Consider the following 16,172-nt stretch of genomic DNA (forward strand, 5'->3'; position numbering starts at 1 on the left):
ATGCGGCTAAGGATATAAATCGGCATTGTCCGGCGCCGTATCCGTCCCTGTTTGATTCGTCTTGCAGGTGCTTGTCAGCCTCGTGATTATTTACCAGATTGTTTAGTTCTAGGCTTTTGCTTGCGACTCGAATGAGTGCCACAGTTTCCGTAGTGTAAACCTTCTCCAAAGTTGCTTGGTCATGGATTCTGTTTATATATCAATCCCCTGCATTTTAAAATCATCCACTCCTTCTTTGGATTAAAGTCTTGCAGACCACATTAAGGCTCTTCTCGGGTTTTGATTTCAGTTTTAGTCGAGCACGCTTTTTATTACTGTGAGATTTTATTTTTTGACATATTATGTCTCAGAAGCCTAAGCTAAGACCACTTATGCCTATCTGTTAAGGAGCTATAAATGAACAGTGGAAGTTACGAGTTGGCGCCATTGACCGGCGTCGCCAGCGGCAGTTTTATCGCCTTGATACTGATGTTGGCGGCCATCTTGCTGTTTATCCGCAGGCGAAAGATGCCGGCAACGGCCAAGAGCGCCGCCTCGGGTTTACTGTTGGTAACACTGGTGGGATCTGTATGGGTATTTTGGCAAGCGCAGGCATCCAAGGTGGAATTGACGGCTCAAAGCCTGGTGGTCGAGGTGCCTTTCTACGGCCAGAGCCTGGCTCCAGAGCATCTTCGTGTCTCAGAGGCGAAAGTGATTAGTCTCGGCGATGCCAGTGGCCCCAGGCTTGGCATGCGTACTCAGGGCATAGGCCTGCCCGGTTATACCCTGGGGTGGTATCGGCTCAATGATGGCAGTAAAGCGTTTGTGGCTCTGACGGAAAAAGATAGCGTCTTGTTACTGCCGACCGACCTTGGTTACAGCCTGCTGCTGAGTATGCCTGAAGCGGAGAGTTTGCTTAAGGGACTGGGGCAGAACCTGCCGGGATAAATGTTGAATATTGTTTAACCGGCCCGGAAACTCCATCCGGGCCGGTTGTGTTTGTTACCTGCGAGAGCGTTTTCGCAGCATATCCAAAGTAAATACCACCAGGGCGGCCCAGATAAAGCCGAAGGTAATACTCTTTTCGATATCGAAGGGTTCATCGAACAGGGTCACCGCCATGATAAACATGATGCTTGGGCCTATGTACTGGAAGAAGCCCAGCATGATCAGCGGGATCCGCACTGCTGCACCGGCAAAGCACAGCAAGGGGATGGTGGTGATGATACCGGCGGCCATCAGCAGCAGGTTGAGATCCCAACTGTTGCTGAGCATATTGGCGCCGGCTTCACCGCCGCCCAGCAGTAAAAAGCCCAATGCTGCCGGCATTAACACCGCGGTTTCGACCAAAAGGCCTGTCTTGGCGTCGACATTGACCTTTTTGCGCAGTAGGGCGTAGAAACCGAAGGAGGCTGCGAGCCCCAGGGATACCAGCGGAATCGAGCCGAAAGAAACCAGCTGGATCACCACCCCGGCAGCAGCAAGCGTTACCGCCACCCATTGCAGTCTCCCGAGCCGCTCCCCCAGAAACAGCATACCGAGCAACACATTGAACAACGGGTTGATAAAGTAGCCCAGGCTGGCATCCAGCATATGATCATTGTTGACCGCCCAGATAAACAGCAGCCAGTTGCCGGCGATAAGAATCGAAGTCAGCAGCAGTACCGCCAACTGTTTCGGGCGCTTGAGCAACAGCCTGAGCTGCCCGAAACCACCGATAAACTGCATCAGGATCCCCATAAAGACGAAGGACCAGATGATGCGGTGTAGCAGGATCTCGGGGGCCGAGACATGATGCAACAACTTGAAGTACAGCGGCGCAAAGCCCCAAAAAATATAGGCGCAAAGGGCGAGAATGACCCCCTTGCGGTATTCGGTTTCAGGCATAGGTACTACACAATGACGAAAAGGAGAGAAGGGCGATTGTAGGGGGCAAAGCCCCTCGGCTCAAGTTATCGACAACAGATTCAGTGTTTGAGTTTTAAACAGCCTCTCAGCCGACCATGTAAGTCCCTGTACCAAAAGCGATATGGCTGCCTTTTTCATTATGCAGCTCCATTCGACAGACAGAGACCCTGTTGCCGGCGCGGATCACTGTACCTGTGCCGCTGAAGACTTCTCCCCAGCCGGGGCGCAGATAGTCGACCCTGAGATCTATGGTGCTCAGGGTTTGCAGTCGCTGTTGCAACTGCTCCACTGTCCAGTTGTCGCGACTGATCACTAAGCCGGAAAATGCCGTCAGGCCGCCAACCACATCCAGCACAGTTGCGGTAACCCCGCCATGGAGTATTTTTTGATGTATGTTGCCGATTAGCTCCGGCTTCATTTTGATCTCCACTTCGACACCAGAGGCGTCGTATCGGCGGATCCCAAGGCCGAGAAGATTGTGAAAAGGCACATGTTTATCAAATACTTCTGCTACCTTGGCGAGTACCTCGGCTTGAATGTCCTGGCTCATAGGGCTTCCTGCTGTTGTTGTTTTTTAGAGCAATCAATCTAACGCTAATATGGCCGTTTGCCTAGTCCGGGCGGAAAAATCCCCTCTTGGCTGGCACTCTGGTGTTGGCTTCATTTAGAATAGCGGCCTCTTCTTTGGACACAGACAGTCATGGATCAGCCGCTGAATATCGCTCCCGAGAGCCTAAATCATCCCCAAGACCCTATGCAGCAAGCCTTGCAGCAGGTGTTCGGCTACCGCACTTTCCGTGAAGGGCAGCGCCAGGTGATTGAACGTGTGATGGCCGGGGAAGACTGCATGGTGATCATGCCCACCGGCGGCGGCAAGAGTCTGTGTTACCAACTGCCGGCATTGTTGATGCCAGGGCTGACTCTGGTGGTTTCGCCGCTGATCTCCCTGATGAAAGATCAGGTCGACAGCCTGCTGCAGACCGGGGTCAATGCAGCTTATCTCAACTCATCCCTGCCCAGGGAGCAGAGCCTCAAGGTGCTGCGCCAGTTGCATCAGGGGGAGATCCGCCTGTTGTATGTCTCGCCGGAGCGCTTGCTGCAGCATGAGTTTATTGAGCGGCTGCAATCCCTGCCGCTGTCGATGTTTGCCGTGGATGAGGCGCACTGTATCAGCCAGTGGGGCCATGATTTTCGCCCCGAATATGCCCAGCTTGGCCGCCTGAAACAGCTGTTTCCCGGCGTGCCTGTGATGGCGCTGACCGCCACCGCCGATAAGGCGACCCGGGATGATATCTGCCAGCGGCTCAATATCGCCCCCTATGTGCTTCTTTCCAGCTTTGATAGACCGAATATTCGCTATACTGTGGCGGAAAAGCTCAATGCTGCCAATCAATTGCGTCAGTTTATTGCCGCGCAGAACGGCGCCGCCGGGATTGTTTATTGCTCCAGCCGCCGCCGGGTCGATGAAGTGGCCGAAAGGCTGCGGCTACAGGGCTATGCAGCCGAAGGCTATCATGCCGGTATGAGCGGCGACGAGCGTGCCAGTGTCCAGGACAGATTTCTCAAGGAACAGTTGGATATAGTGGTGGCCACGGTCGCCTTCGGCATGGGGATCAACAAGTCCAACGTGCGTTTTGTGGTGCATTACGATCTGCCCAAGAGCATAGAGGCCTATTATCAGGAAACCGGCCGCGCCGGGCGAGATGGTCTCGAGGCCGAAGCCTTTATGCTGTTCGAGCCCGCCGATATCGGCCGGGTGCGCCACCTGATTGAGCAGGGTGAACCCGGGCCGCAGCAACAGGTGGAACTGCATAAACTCAATACCATGGCGGCCTTTGCCGAGGCTCAGACCTGCCGCCGCCAGGTGTTGCTGCACTACTTCGATGAACCGGCGCTGGAGCCCTGCGGCAACTGTGACATCTGCCTGGATCCGCCGAAACGCTACAACGGCACCGAGGATGCACAGAAGGTGCTGTCCTGTATATATCGCTTGGGGCAGAGGTTTGGCATGAACCAGCTGATTGAGGTGCTCAGAGGTTCCAAATCGGCCGCCGTGGTCGACCGGGGGCACGACAAGTTATCCACCTGGGGTGTCGGCAAAGACAAGAGCCATGAACACTGGCTCAGTGTGACCAGACAGCTTATCCATTTGGGGCTGGCGAGCCAGGATATTACCCGCGGCTCGAGTATTCGCCTGAATCCGGCCGCCAGGCCTGTGCTCAGGGGCGAAGTCGCACTGATGTTGGCCGAACCTAGAATTGACTTGCATGTTACCCGCAGGCGCAACGTCAGCAGCAAGGCGCCACTCAACTACGATCGCAAGCTGTTTGCCCGCCTCAAGCAGTTAAGGCGCAGCATAGCCGAAGAGCAGGACGTTCCGCCCTATCTGGTATTCAACGATGCAACCCTGGCGGAAATGGCGGCGATTTTGCCTACCAGCCAGGGTGAGATGTTGGCGGTCAATGGTGTTGGTGAGCGCAAACTGGCCCGCTTTGGCGATCAGTTCCTCGACGAGATAGAGGCTTATCTCGCCGGTGACTGATGTTGCTCGGCGGCTTTCTGCTGACTGAGTTGGTTGACGCCGGCACGTTTCACCAGGCTATCCAGGGTATCGGGCTGCTGCAGCGTCGCGACTCCAATAGGTATACAGTGATCTACTTGCCAGCTCTGCACTATCGGCTTGAGTTGCTCGCTGACCTGCAAGGCGCCCTGAGCAGAGGTGTAGGGCAGCAGGATCACCATCTCATCCATACTGTAGCGCAGCAGTCTGTCTTGCTCTCTGAGTTTCTGTTCCAGCGCCCGCTGCAGGGCGGAAAGATCCACCTGACGTATATGGCTGGTACTCAGCAATAACAGGCTCAAGGGGTAGTTGCCCTTCTTGGCACTGCTGAGCATGGCATCCAGCTGCTGGGCCGCAGGCAGTTTTTCCAGTGCCTCGGTACTCGGTTGTTGCCAGCGGTTACGGCGACTGACCAACCAGAGCAGCGCACCTATGATGGCGAGTGCCAGTACAGAGATGGCGCCGTAAGCCTGGCTCAGTTTGGAGCGCTGATCGGCACTGGCAAGACGAATGTTCTGCTGGGTTTCTACCTGCAACTGTTCCTGCTGGCTGAGCCTGGCCTTGTATTGCATAAAGCGGGTATTGTTGAGCTGCTTTTGGGCCTCGGCTGCGGCCTGGGCCGCCAGTTTCATCGCCTCGTATGCCGGTTTGAACTCTGCTCTTTCGGCGTAATAGTCACTGATAAGCTGTTGGGTATAAGCCACTTCATCGGCCAGTTGCAGCTGCTCGGCCTGCTGCGCCGCCTGCATCAGCAGCCTTATGCCTTCATCGTCGTTGCGCTGGGCGAGACGTACCCTGGCCAATAGCCGGGTAGCACGCATATAGTTGTTTACTTTGCCTTGTTTTTCATAGGTCTGCAGGGCAATACCCACTAACTCATCGGCAATCTCGGTTCTGCCCCTGGCGAGTTCTATCACGGCTATCTGGCTGTAACTGTTGGCAAGCTCCAGCGGTGAGCCTATCTCGGGCAGCAGAATTTTGGACTGTTTCAGCAGGCTGTCGGCTTGGGCCATATTCTCTTGCGCCAGCGCGACTCTGGCGGCCATCAATAACAGCACATGGCGCACCTTGCCTTTGGCTTCATCTGTGTCCAGTGCCAACTTGAGATAATAGGCCGCTTGGCGCAGGTCACCGGTGGAATACATCAGGCTGGCCATGTCGCCGTAAACATAGGCCAGAGGTGGCCATAGCCAGGACGGATTTTGACTGCTGATATCCGGGTAGATGTCCAGCGCCAGGCGCAGATCTTCAATGGCGGTGCCATAGTTGCCAAGGTCGTTTTCCAGCTGGCCCTTGAGTCTCAGGGCGTTGACCAGAGCCTGGGGTTGATTGTGGCGTTTGGCCTGCTCAATGGCGCCATCGAGTAACAGCAGTGATTGCTTCAGATCATCGAAATTGGCATAGGCATCGGCGCGGCAAATTTGAAAATAACTGTCTGCCTGTTCCAGCCTGAGTTGCTTGGCTCTGGCTTCTCCCAGTTCGGCCAGATTGATGGCGGCGCCGTTGTCTCCTAATTGCAGGAGTGCTTCACATTTAAATAATTGTAATCTCAGCACTTGGGCCTGGCTCAACTCTGAGGTCTGACGCTCAAGCTCGTTGATTTGGGTCAGCGCCAGCGTAGGATATTGATAGAGGGTGTTGGCCAGAGTGTCCAACCGCTCCGCGGCCCAAAGCACACAAGAAAATGACCACAGGAGCAAGCTCAGTGCCAAGAGGCGAAAATCCATTTTTTCTCCGCTGAGTGAAGGTGAGTTTTGCCGGGCGAAACCGTGTTGGGATAATAACTATTTTTTATCATTTTTGGCACAAAAATGATGCTATCGGCAAGATTTTATTCATCTATTTAGCTTTGGATCACCAAGGCTTGAATGGTGCAAATCAGCACTTTAAGCCGAAATTTTCAACTGATGCTGAGAAATATAGGCTTGACAGCGAGCAAGGAGGCAGTTAATTATTGAACTTCTTGAACCCGGTGGGAAGAATATAAACCCACTTTAAACGAATTTTTATCTGGTATAGAACGGCTAAATGAACCCACAAATGCAACTGTCTCTCCTCCTCCTTACTCTCGCAGTCCCTGCGCGGAGGAGCTAGACTTGCACGTCGATTAGCAAGCCAGAACTCAAAACCCCGCGCCAGAAACCGCGGGGTTTTTTGTTTCTGGCACGGGAAAAATCAATCGAACCCCCTGAATGGAGAATCCAGATGTCTGACAGAGTGTTTATTTTCGATACCACCTTACGGGACGGCGAGCAGGCGCTGGCAGCCAGCCTGACAGTGAAAGAAAAACTGCAGATAGCCATGGCTCTCGAGCGCCTGGGGGTCGACATCATGGAGGTGGGGTTCCCGGTTTCCTCTCCCGGCGACTTTGAGTCGGTACAGACCATAGCACGTACCATCAAAAACAGTCGGGTCTGCGCCCTGTCGCGGGCACTGGAGAAAGATATCGACGCTGCGGCCCAGGCCTTGTCGGTCGCGGATCAGTTCCGCATTCATACCTTTATTTCAACCTCAAATATCCATGTGCAGAGCAAGCTGAAGCGCTCCTTCGACCAGGTGCTGGAGATGGCGGTAGGGGCGGTGAAGTATGCCAGGCGCTTTACCGATGATGTGGAGTTTTCCTGCGAAGACGCCGGCCGGACTCCGATAGATAATCTGTGTCGCATGGTTGAGGCGGCCATCGAAGCCGGTGCCCGCACCATCAATATTCCGGACACAGTGGGCTATACCCTTCCCAGCGAGTTCGGCGGCATTATTCAAACCCTGTTCAACCGGGTGCCCAATATCGATCAGGCAGTGATCTCTGTGCACTGCCACGACGATTTGGGATTGTCGGTCGCCAACTCCATCATGGCGGTGCAACAGGGGGCCAGGCAGATTGAGTGTACAATCAACGGCATAGGTGAACGGGCCGGGAACTGTTCACTGGAAGAGATCTCCATGATCCTGGCGACCCGCAAAGACATCCTGGGGCTGGAGACAGGTATCAAGGCTCAGGAAATTCACCGCACCTCCTCCATGGTGAGCCAGTTATGCAATATGCCGATTCAGGCCAACAAGGCGATAGTGGGCGCCAATGCCTTTACCCATTCATCCGGTATCCATCAAGACGGCATGTTAAAGGCGCAGAACACCTATGAAATTATGACACCTGAGAGCATAGGCCTGAATCGCAATCACCTGAATATGACCTCACGCTCCGGCCGCCATGTGATCAAGCATCGAATGGAGCAGATGGGTTATTCAGAGCAGGATTATTCATTGGACCAACTGTACGACGCCTTCCTGAAACTGGCCGACAAGAAGGGCCAGGTGTTCGACTATGACCTGGAAGCCTTGGTGTATATGGAGGGCCGGGCGGCGGCCGACGACCACTTCCAGTTGCAGCAGCTGGTGGTGCAATCCGACTCTACCGAGGGCATGGCCACCGCCACTGTACGTATTGAAGCCGCCGGTGAGCTAGTGACCGAAGCCGCCACCGGCAATGGCCCTGTGGACGCCGCCTATAAGGCGATAGCCCGCGCCAGCGGCCAAAGCGTGGATATCTGCAGCTATAAGTTGAGCGCCAAAGGCGAAGGTCAGAATGCGCTGGGGCAGGTGGATATCACGGCTCAGTACCAGGGGCGCAATTTCCACGGTGTCGGCTTGGCTACCGATGTGGTCGAGGCTTCGGCCGCGGCTCTGGTGCATGTGATGAACCTTATTCAGCGCGCCGACCAGGTGGCGGATCATAAACAGAAAATACAACAGAGAAAGGAGTTGGGTGGCGTATGAGTTATCAGATAGCGGTATTGGCCGGCGACGGCATAGGCCCGGAAGTCATGGCCCAGGCCCGTAAGGTGCTGACGGCGGTAGAGCAACGCTTTAACCTGGCAATGGAGTACGCCGAATATGATGTCGGCGGCATAGCGATAGATAACCATGGCTGCCCGTTGCCGGCATCGACCCTGGCCGGTTGTGAAGCGGCAGATGCGATTCTGTTTGGCTCGGTCGGCGGCCCCAAATGGGAAAAACTGCCTCCCAATGAACAGCCCGAGCGCGGTGCGCTGTTGCCACTGAGGGGCCATTTCGGCTTATTCAGTAACCTCAGACCGGCCAAGTTACATCAGGGACTGGAACATCTGTCGCCGCTGCGCGCCGACATCTCGGCCAAAGGGTTTGATGTGCTGTGCGTGCGTGAACTGACAGGCGGTATCTACTTTGGCAAACCCAAGGGGCGTCAAGGGGAGGGCGAGAGCGAAGAGGCGTTTGACACCATGAGATACAGCCGCGCCGAGATCCGCCGTATCGCCCATATCGCCTTCGAGGCCGCTCGCGGCCGCCGCGGCAAAGTAACTTCGGTCGACAAGGCCAACGTGCTGGCTTGCTCGGTACTTTGGCGTGAAGTGGTCGAGCAGGTCGCGAGCGAGTATCCGGATGTGGAACTGGAACATATTTATATCGACAACGCCACCATGCAATTGCTGCGTCGTCCCTGGGATTTTGATGTGATGCTGTGCTCCAACCTGTTCGGCGACATACTTTCCGATGAAATCGCCATGTTGACCGGCTCCATGGGGCTGTTGTCATCGGCTTCCATCAACAGCAGTGGTTTTGGTCTCTATGAACCGGCCGGTGGCAGTGCCCCGGATATTGCTGGCATGGGGATTGCCAACCCGGTAGCGCAGATCTTGTCGGCGGCCTTGATGTTGCGCCACAGCCTGCAGCAGGAAGAGGCGGCGGCAGCGATAGAGCGCGCCGTAGGCAAGGCGCTGGCAGATGGCTTCTTTACCTGTGAGTTGCTGGCGCCGGAGCAGCGGGATAATGCCAAGACCACGGCAGAGATGGGCGACTATATCGCCAATGCGATTCGGGAGGGGGTGTAATGGGCAAGACATTGTATGAAAAGGTGTGGGATGCCCACCTGGTGGCGACGCCGGTGGGAGAAGCGCCGATTATTTACGTCGACCGTCATCTGGTGCACGAAGTGACATCACCCCAGGCCTTCAGTGGCCTGAAGATGGCCGGGCGCCAACTTCGGGCACCGGACAAGACCTTTGCCACCATGGATCACAACACCTCGACCAAGAGCGCCAGTCTGGACGCCTTGAGCCCCATGGCGCGCACTCAGGTTGAAACCCTGGCGCAGAACTGTCGCGAATTTGGTGTGCGTCTGTATGACATTCACCACCCCAATCAGGGCATAGTGCATGTGATGGGGCCTGAGCTGGGCATTACCCTGCCGGGTACGGTTATTGTCTGTGGCGATTCCCATACCGCTACCCACGGCGCCTTTGGCGCGCTGGCCTTCGGTATTGGCACCTCGGAGGTAGAGCATGTGCTGGCCACCCAAACGCTGCGGCAACTCAAGGCCAAGACCATGAGAGTCGAGGTCAAGGGGCAACTGGGCGAGGGCATTACCGCCAAGGATGTGGTGCTGGCGATTATCGGCAAGATAGGCATGGATGGCGGCACCGGCTATGTGGTGGAGTTTTGCGGTGATGCGATTCGCGCCCTGTCGATGGAAGGGCGCATGACGCTGTGTAACATGGCGATTGAGATGGGGGCCAAGGCGGGCATGGTCGCGCCGGATGAAATCACGTTTGCCTATCTTGAGGGGCGTCAGTTTGCGCCCAAGGGCGCCGATTGGGATGCTGCCCTGGCAGCCTGGCAGATGCTCAAGTCCGATGAAGATGCCGTATTCGATGCCTATGTGGAGTTGGAAGGCAGTGAAATCGCGCCGCAACTGACCTGGGGCACTAATCCTGGCCAGGTGGTGGCCATAGACAAACCTGTGCCCAACCCCGCCGATGAAACCGATGCCACAGTGCGCGGCAGTATGGAAAAGGCGCTGAATTACATAGGGTTGACGCCGGGTACCCTGATGACGGATGTGGCCATCAACAAGGTCTTTATCGGTTCATGCACCAATTCACGTATCGAAGATCTGCGCAGCGCCGCGGCGCAGATCCGCGGTCGGCGGGTGGCTGACGGCGTGACCGCCATAGTGGTGCCTGGTTCGGGACAAGTAAAGGCTCAGGCCGAAGCCGAAGGCTTGGATAAACTGTTTGTCGAGGCCGGGTTTGAATGGCGCTTGCCGGGCTGCTCCATGTGCCTGGCGATGAATGATGATCGCCTGGAAAGCGGCGATCGCTGCGCCTCAACCAGTAACCGCAACTTTGAGGGGCGGCAGGGACGCGGCAGTCGTACTCATCTGGTGAGTCCTGCCATGGCCGCCGCCGCAGCCATTGCCGGTCACTTTGTCGATATCCGCTACGCAGGCCAGGAGAAATAAAATGCAGGCTTTTACTATTCATCAGGGAATTGCGGTGCCATTGGATAGCGCCAATGTGGATACGGATCAGATCATCCCCAAACAGTTTCTGTCCAAGGTCACCAAGGATGGCTTCGGTGTCCATCTCTTTCACGACTGGCGCTATCTGGATGATGCCGGTGAGCAGCCGGATCCTGCCTTTGTGATGAACCAGCCCAGATATCAGCGAGCCTCTATTTTACTGGCGCGGGAAAACTTCGGTTGTGGTTCCAGCCGTGAACACGCGCCTTGGGCCCTGGCCGACTATGGTTTGCGGGTGATTATTGCGCCCAGCTTTGCCGATATCTTTTACGGCAACGCCATCAATAATGGCTTATTGCCGGTGATCCTTGAGGCCGCTGAGGTGCAGCAGTTGTTTGAGGAGGTGGCGGCGACCGAAGGCAGTGAAATCAAGGTCGACCTGCAGCAGTGCCAGGTTGTTTCACCCTCCGGGAAACGCTTTGCATTTCAACTGGCAGAATCTGCCCGTCATAAGCTGCTCAATGGACTGGATGCCATCGGCTTGACTCTGTCCCATGAGCAGGCCATCGCCGATTATGAAGCCGGGCTACCGGGCTGGCGTGCCTAATCCTGCCTGTTGTTTCAGCGTACACTTGTACGAGAGCAGACCAGTGGCTTGGTAACTGGGCTGCTCTCTTGTGTTCCAAACAAGTATGTTGACCGTCTTAAACTAGAATTTGTCATTTAAAAACAACCATTTGATTGTTTTATCTATAGGGCGGCAGACTAGAGCTTTGAATACTTAGTGATTTATGCTGTTTGTCTGGTTTAAATTAAGTGAACAAGTGTTTTTATGGGTTTTTATTTTAAGTGTGTTATTTTTCAATAATTTATAATGACTTTGTTGTGGTTTTTTAATCCTTTTCAGCAAACGTTAATGCCATTTACTCTCTGTTTTAAGCACTTTTAAAGTGATTTTGGTCACCTTTCTGTCTTTGAGTGGTGATTTTTGTGGTGTTTTACTCTGTTTTTTGCCTTCTGCTTGCAAAGATATCCTGTGTTAGTAAACTGCGCCGCAACAAAATGGAGTGATTACTCTATTTAGAAATTGCTAAATGAATAGGCAGAGAATAACAATGAAGAAACAACTTATTGCTGTCGCCATTGCGGCCAGCTTTGTGGGTGCAACGACTCAGGTACAAGCGGCGGGTTTCCAACTGGCGGAATCTTCCGCAACCGGACTTGGACGTGCCTTCGCCGGTGAAGCGGCCATGGCCGATAACCCAGCGGTTCAGGGGCGTAACCCTGCCATGCTCAGCTATCTTGAAGGTCGACAGATCTCTGCCGGTGCCATCTATGTGATGCCGGACGTTGACGCCACGGGGCGGGTTTCGCTGGCATCGCCTTTGCTGCCGCAACCTATCACAATGAATGCTGATGCGCTCGATGTGGCCGATAATGCTGCAGTACCTAACTTCTATTACTCCAACCAGCTCAACGACAGCTGGACCTGGGGCCTGGCTCTGAACTCCAACTATGGTTTGTCTACCGAACTGCCGGCCGCCCATGCCGCCTCCATATTCGGTAACAAGACAGCCATTACCACAGTAGAGCTGAATACCAATATCGCTTACCGTATTGATGAGCGTTTCACTGTGGGTGCCGGTTTGCGCGGCGTATATGGTGACGGTGAAATCGGTGCTTCGGTTCCCGGCTGGATTGAAGGTGTTCGTGCCATCCCTGGCTTGCCTGCAGAGGTGACTTCGCGTTTGCCTGCCGCCGGCACTGAGCTTAAGCATCTGGAAGGCGATGATTTCGGTTATGGATGGCAAGTGGGTGCCAGCTGGCAGATCAACCCTGATCATCGCTTGGGCATCGCCTATCACAGCCACGTTGAGCTGGATCTGGACGGTCAGGCGCGCGGCCTGGTCTATACAGGCGGTAATGCCGAGGTTGATGGTTACCTGCCATTGGAGTTGCCGGCATTTGCCGAGCTGGCTTCTTACCATCAGTTGACTGACAACTGGGCGATGCATGCCAGCATCAACTGGACCGACTGGAGCGTGTTCAACAAGCTGGTGGCGTATTTCCCCGGCGAGCAGAAGCCTGTCGGTGGCCTGGAATCCGATCTGGTTAAGGAAGAAAACTTCAAAGACAACTGGCGCTTTGCTCTGGGTACCAGCTACCAGTTGAACAACGCATGGTTGCTGCGTGCCGGTGTGGCCTTGGATAAGACTGCGGTTGACGATGAATACCGTACCATCACTATTCCAGATACCGACCGTCTCTGGTTCAGTGTCGGTGCCGGTTATGCGCCCAGCAAGAACCTGACAGTGGATCTGGGTTTGACCTATATCCGCGCCCACGGTGATGCCCCTATCAACGAGACTCAGGAGCTGATGGGCCTGGCTCAGGTTGCCTTCCAGGGCGATGCCAGCGGCCACGTCTGGTTGGCGGGTCTGCAAGTGACCTACAAGATGTAATACCATTCCGGCCAAGGAATGAGACAAGAGCCCCGCCGAGCGGGGCTTTTTCATATCTGTCAGGTAGGCCAGACCGGCTTGATGGTCACCAAGGTTAGACCTAAGGCTGTTTTATACTTGGCGTGACCGGTCTCAGGGCTTATATTCATGCTATTGCCAACAAAAGAATAATAAGCCCATGAAATATCCACTTCTGTTTGCCAGTGCTATCTCACTGATTTCAATGCCGAGTTTTGCCGAGTCAGATCCTGTCAGTATGTTTATTCAAGGTTTCAATGAGCAAAAGATTGAGCTGATGTTGGCGCAAACCACGGAAGAGGTGACTTGGTTTAATGTCAGCATCACCAAGGTCGACAGACAGGCTTCCGGGCATGCGGAATTGGGCGCGGCTATGACCGACTATTTTCAAACTTTGCCGGGGGCCAAGGCCAGTATTCTTGGCTCGCTGAGCTCGGGTAACTATGTCAGCACCCTGGAAAAGGTCAGCTGGCAGCAGGATGGCGAGCAAAATAGCCAATGTAATATGGGCGTTTATAGCTTGAGGGGCGATAAGATTGCCGCCGTTTGGTATTACCCGGCGCAGGAGTGTGATATTCCCGAAGCGGAAATCGGCTTACCCCGGGGCGATCAGCCTTGGCAACAAAATTAATTCAGCCAACCCAAGAAAGCTTTCACGTGCAAAAGAAATATATTATTGCCCTGGATCAGGGTACTACCAGCTCACGGGCGATTATTTTCGATCAGCAGGCCAATATCGTGGCCGTCTCCCAGCGAGAGTTCAGTCAGCACTACCCGCAACCGGGTTGGGTCGAGCATGATCCCATGGAAATCTGGGCATCCCAGAGTTCGACACTGATAGAGGTTATTGCCCGCGCCGGGATCCACAGTGACGAAGTGGCGGCCATCGGCATTACCAATCAGCGGGAAACCACTGTCATCTGGGATAAGCTCACAGGTAAGCCGATTGCCAACGCCATTGTTTGGCAGTGCCGGCGTAGCAAGGAGATCTGTGAGCAGCTCAAGACCGAGGGGCTGGAGGACTATGTCCGCGACAATACAGGTTTGTTACTGGATCCCTATTTTTCGGCCACCAAGATTAAGTGGCTGCTGGATAATGTCGAGGGTGCCCGCGAGCGGGCCGAAAGAGGCGAGTTGCTCTTTGGCACTATCGACAGCTGGCTGGTATGGAAGCTGACCGAGGGCAAGGTACATGTGACCGACCCCACCAATGCGTCGCGCACCATGCTCTACAACATCCACAAACAATGCTGGGATCAGACCCTGTTACAGGCGCTGGACATCCCAGCTTCGTTGTTGCCCGAGGTCAAGCCGTCGATGGCTGTTTATGGCACAACCCGGATTGCCGGTGAGGGCAGTGAAATTCTTATCGCCGGTATGGCCGGGGATCAGCAGGCGGCGCTGTTCGGCCAGCTGTGCGTCGAACCCGGCATGGCCAAGAATACCTATGGCACAGGTTGCTTTTTGCTGATGAACACAGGTGACAAGGCGGTGCGCTCAGAGCATGGGTTGCTGACAACCGTGGCTGTAGGCCCCAAGGGCGAGGTGCAATACGCGCTGGAAGGCTCGGTATTTATGGGCGGCGCGACCATACAGTGGCTGAGGGACGAGTTGGGGCTTATTCGTGATGCCCAGGACACAGAGTACTTTGCCTCCAAGGTAGAAGATACCAATGGGGTTTATCTGGTGCCGGCATTTGTCGGGCTGGGAGCCCCTTACTGGGACGCCAACGCCCGCGGCTCTTTGCAAGGATTGACCCGCGGCGTAAACCGCAACCACATCATACGTGCGGCGCTGGAATCCATCGCCTATCAGAGCCGGGATCTGCTGGATGCCATGAGTAAAGACAGCGCGGTTGCACTCAAGCAGCTGAGGGTGGATGGCGGCGCCGTGAGTAACGACTTCCTGATGCAGTTCCAGGCCGATATCACAGATACTCAGGTACTGCGGCCGGCCTTGACCGAAACTACCGCCATGGGAGCGGCATTTTTGGCCGGTCTTGCCTGTGGTTTCTGGGACTCGGTGGAAGCGCTTTCTCACCGGAGCGATGTTGAACGTTGCTTCGAGCCGGCCATGGATGAAGGACGGCGGGAGCTTTATTACCGCGGTTGGCAGAAGGCGGTGGACCGTTGTCGCCACTGGCATGAAACCGAGGAACTGTGATGTGCCGGGCGGTTTCTTGTCGGCTGTTATTGTCTCCCATTGAATAGTGACTCAGAATAGTGCCCCAAAGACACCAAAGTGAGCCCGCCATGACAGTGACGACCGAAGCCGAATATCTGGCGCAATACAATATCCATGACTACCCGCTGCCGCTGACCAGTGTCGACAGCGTGCTGCTCTGTGTACGAGAAGGGCAATTGTGTGTGCTCTTGGTCAAGCGTTCCGGGCTTCCCTGCAAAGGGATGTGGGCATTGCCGGGAGGCTTTATTGATCTGCAGCAGGATCAGGATATCGATGCTTCGGCCAAGCGCAAACTTAAGCAAAAGACCGGGATAGTGCCACCCTACCTGGAGCAGTTACAGAGTATAGGCAATGGCCGCCGGGATCCCAGAGGCTGGTCGGTCACCATCAGCTATTATGCGTTGATGCCCCATCTTGAGCCCGTCATGGAAGGTTCTGAAGAGAGCCGCTGGTTCAGCTTGCAGTCGCTGCCCGAACACTTGGCCTTTGATCACGCCGATATCATAACCTTGGCACAGGAGCGCTTACGCCAAAAGGCGCTTTACAGCCTGGTGGCGGCTTTTGCCTTGCCGGAATTGTTTACCCTGGCCGAATTGCAGCGAGTGCACGAGGCTATTCTGGGTAAGCCACTGCAGAAGAAATCTTTCCGGCGGCGAATCGAGCAGGCCGGCGTGCTCGCCCCCTGTGGAGAGGGCCGGGTCGAAGTCGGTCGCCCACCCCAGCTCTACCGGGTATTGCCTGAAGCCGCCGATTATCGCTTTGTACGCAACCTGGAAGCTTGAAACGT

Annotated in this window: 14 protein-coding genes; 11 read left to right on the forward strand and 3 right to left on the reverse strand. The window is 55.0% G+C overall.

Annotated features, from left to right (window positions below; genetic code table 11):
• Window positions 1-396: 396 nt before the first annotated feature.
• Complete coding sequence (locus tag WKR14_RS01775) at window positions 397-927, forward strand: hypothetical protein (RefSeq protein ID WP_339087260.1); 531 nt, start codon at window positions 397-399, stop codon at window positions 925-927.
• A gap of 54 nt (window positions 928-981) precedes the next feature.
• Here the strand turns inward: WKR14_RS01775 and rarD are convergent, their stop codons facing one another.
• Both rarD and WKR14_RS01785 read right to left on the reverse strand, forming a co-directional pair.
• Window positions 982-1,866: an EamA family transporter RarD gene (gene rarD / locus WKR14_RS01780; protein WP_101056250.1), complete on the reverse strand. Its 885-nt coding sequence runs from the start codon at window positions 1,864-1,866 to the stop codon at window positions 982-984.
• Window positions 1,867-1,972: 106 nt separating this feature from the next.
• Entirely contained in the window at window positions 1,973-2,437 is a 465-nt protein-coding gene (locus WKR14_RS01785) for a thioesterase family protein (protein ID WP_044733531.1), read from the reverse strand.
• Between the two features lie 204 nt (window positions 2,438-2,641).
• On the opposite strand from WKR14_RS01785, the gene recQ reads away from it, so the two are divergent.
• Window positions 2,642-4,429, forward strand: coding sequence for a DNA helicase RecQ (gene recQ / locus WKR14_RS01790; protein ID WP_373455063.1), 1,788 nt, complete (start codon window positions 2,642-2,644; stop codon window positions 4,427-4,429).
• Here the strand turns inward: recQ and WKR14_RS01795 are convergent.
• Window positions 4,411-6,174, reverse strand: a complete 1,764-nt coding sequence (locus WKR14_RS01795; protein WP_339087261.1) for a diguanylate cyclase domain-containing protein — start codon at window positions 6,172-6,174, stop codon at window positions 4,411-4,413. The genes recQ and WKR14_RS01795 overlap by 19 nt on opposite strands.
• 20 nt (window positions 6,175-6,194) lie before the next feature.
• Between WKR14_RS01795 and WKR14_RS01800 the strand changes: the two genes are divergently transcribed.
• The 9 genes from WKR14_RS01800 (at window position 6,195) to WKR14_RS01840 (ending at window position 16,167) form a co-directional block, all read left to right on the forward strand.
• Window positions 6,195-6,398 (forward strand): hypothetical protein, encoded by a 204-nt coding sequence (locus WKR14_RS01800; protein WP_146144605.1) that lies wholly within the window; start codon window positions 6,195-6,197, stop codon window positions 6,396-6,398.
• A 254-nt stretch (window positions 6,399-6,652) separates the two neighbouring features.
• On the forward strand, window positions 6,653-8,221 hold the full coding sequence (gene leuA / locus WKR14_RS01805) for a 2-isopropylmalate synthase (protein WP_339087262.1): 1,569 nt from the start codon (window positions 6,653-6,655) through the stop codon (window positions 8,219-8,221).
• Window positions 8,218-9,312, forward strand: coding sequence for a 3-isopropylmalate dehydrogenase (leuB, locus tag WKR14_RS01810; RefSeq protein WP_224867935.1), 1,095 nt, complete (start codon window positions 8,218-8,220; stop codon window positions 9,310-9,312). The genes leuA and leuB overlap by 4 nt, the downstream gene beginning before the upstream one ends.
• Window positions 9,312-10,721 carry a 3-isopropylmalate dehydratase large subunit gene (gene leuC, locus WKR14_RS01815; protein ID WP_339087263.1) on the forward strand — a complete coding sequence of 470 codons (1,410 nt, stop codon included), beginning with the start codon at window positions 9,312-9,314 and terminating at the stop codon, window positions 10,719-10,721. The genes leuB and leuC overlap by 1 nt, the downstream gene beginning before the upstream one ends.
• A 1-nt stretch (window position 10,722) precedes the next feature.
• Window positions 10,723-11,328 carry a 3-isopropylmalate dehydratase small subunit gene (leuD, locus tag WKR14_RS01820; protein WP_101056255.1) on the forward strand — a complete coding sequence of 202 codons (606 nt, stop codon included), beginning with the start codon at window positions 10,723-10,725 and terminating at the stop codon, window positions 11,326-11,328.
• Window positions 11,329-11,836: 508 nt separating this feature from the next.
• On the forward strand, window positions 11,837-13,183 hold the full coding sequence (locus tag WKR14_RS01825) for an outer membrane protein transport protein (RefSeq protein WP_165564338.1): 1,347 nt from the start codon (window positions 11,837-11,839) through the stop codon (window positions 13,181-13,183).
• A 178-nt stretch (window positions 13,184-13,361) separates the two neighbouring features.
• Window positions 13,362-13,832 (forward strand): nuclear transport factor 2 family protein, encoded by a 471-nt coding sequence (locus tag WKR14_RS01830; protein WP_286995912.1) that lies wholly within the window; start codon window positions 13,362-13,364, stop codon window positions 13,830-13,832.
• 26 nt (window positions 13,833-13,858) lie between these two features.
• Window positions 13,859-15,364 carry a glycerol kinase GlpK gene (gene glpK, locus WKR14_RS01835; protein WP_286995914.1) on the forward strand — a complete coding sequence of 502 codons (1,506 nt, stop codon included), beginning with the start codon at window positions 13,859-13,861 and terminating at the stop codon, window positions 15,362-15,364.
• An 89-nt stretch (window positions 15,365-15,453) separates the two neighbouring features.
• Window positions 15,454-16,167, forward strand: coding sequence for an NUDIX hydrolase (locus tag WKR14_RS01840; RefSeq protein ID WP_165564339.1), 714 nt, complete (start codon window positions 15,454-15,456; stop codon window positions 16,165-16,167).
• The last annotated feature ends 5 nt before the right edge of the window (window positions 16,168-16,172 follow it).

It is taken from the genome of Shewanella chilikensis (assembly GCF_037953065.1).
GTDB classification, from domain to species: Bacteria; Pseudomonadota; Gammaproteobacteria; order Enterobacterales; family Shewanellaceae; genus Shewanella; species Shewanella chilikensis.

Coding starts and splice junctions, on each gene's coding strand:
- WKR14_RS01775 (WP_339087260.1), top strand. CDS start 397: ATGAACAGTGGAAGTTACGAGTTGGCGCCATTGACCGGCGTCGCCAGC.
- rarD (WP_101056250.1), bottom strand. CDS start 1,866: ATGCCTGAAACCGAATACCGCAAGGGGGTCATTCTCGCCCTTTGCGCC.
- WKR14_RS01785 (WP_044733531.1), bottom strand. CDS start 2,437: ATGAGCCAGGACATTCAAGCCGAGGTACTCGCCAAGGTAGCAGAAGTA.
- recQ (WP_373455063.1), top strand. CDS start 2,642: ATGCAGCAAGCCTTGCAGCAGGTGTTCGGCTACCGCACTTTCCGTGAA.
- WKR14_RS01795 (WP_339087261.1), bottom strand. CDS start 6,174: ATGGATTTTCGCCTCTTGGCACTGAGCTTGCTCCTGTGGTCATTTTCT.
- leuA (WP_339087262.1), top strand. CDS start 6,653: ATGTCTGACAGAGTGTTTATTTTCGATACCACCTTACGGGACGGCGAG.
- leuB (WP_224867935.1), top strand. CDS start 8,218: ATGAGTTATCAGATAGCGGTATTGGCCGGCGACGGCATAGGCCCGGAA.
- leuC (WP_339087263.1), top strand. CDS start 9,312: ATGGGCAAGACATTGTATGAAAAGGTGTGGGATGCCCACCTGGTGGCG.
- leuD (WP_101056255.1), top strand. CDS start 10,723: ATGCAGGCTTTTACTATTCATCAGGGAATTGCGGTGCCATTGGATAGC.
- WKR14_RS01825 (WP_165564338.1), top strand. CDS start 11,837: ATGAAGAAACAACTTATTGCTGTCGCCATTGCGGCCAGCTTTGTGGGT.
- WKR14_RS01830 (WP_286995912.1), top strand. CDS start 13,362: ATGAAATATCCACTTCTGTTTGCCAGTGCTATCTCACTGATTTCAATG.
- WKR14_RS01840 (WP_165564339.1), top strand. CDS start 15,454: ATGACAGTGACGACCGAAGCCGAATATCTGGCGCAATACAATATCCAT.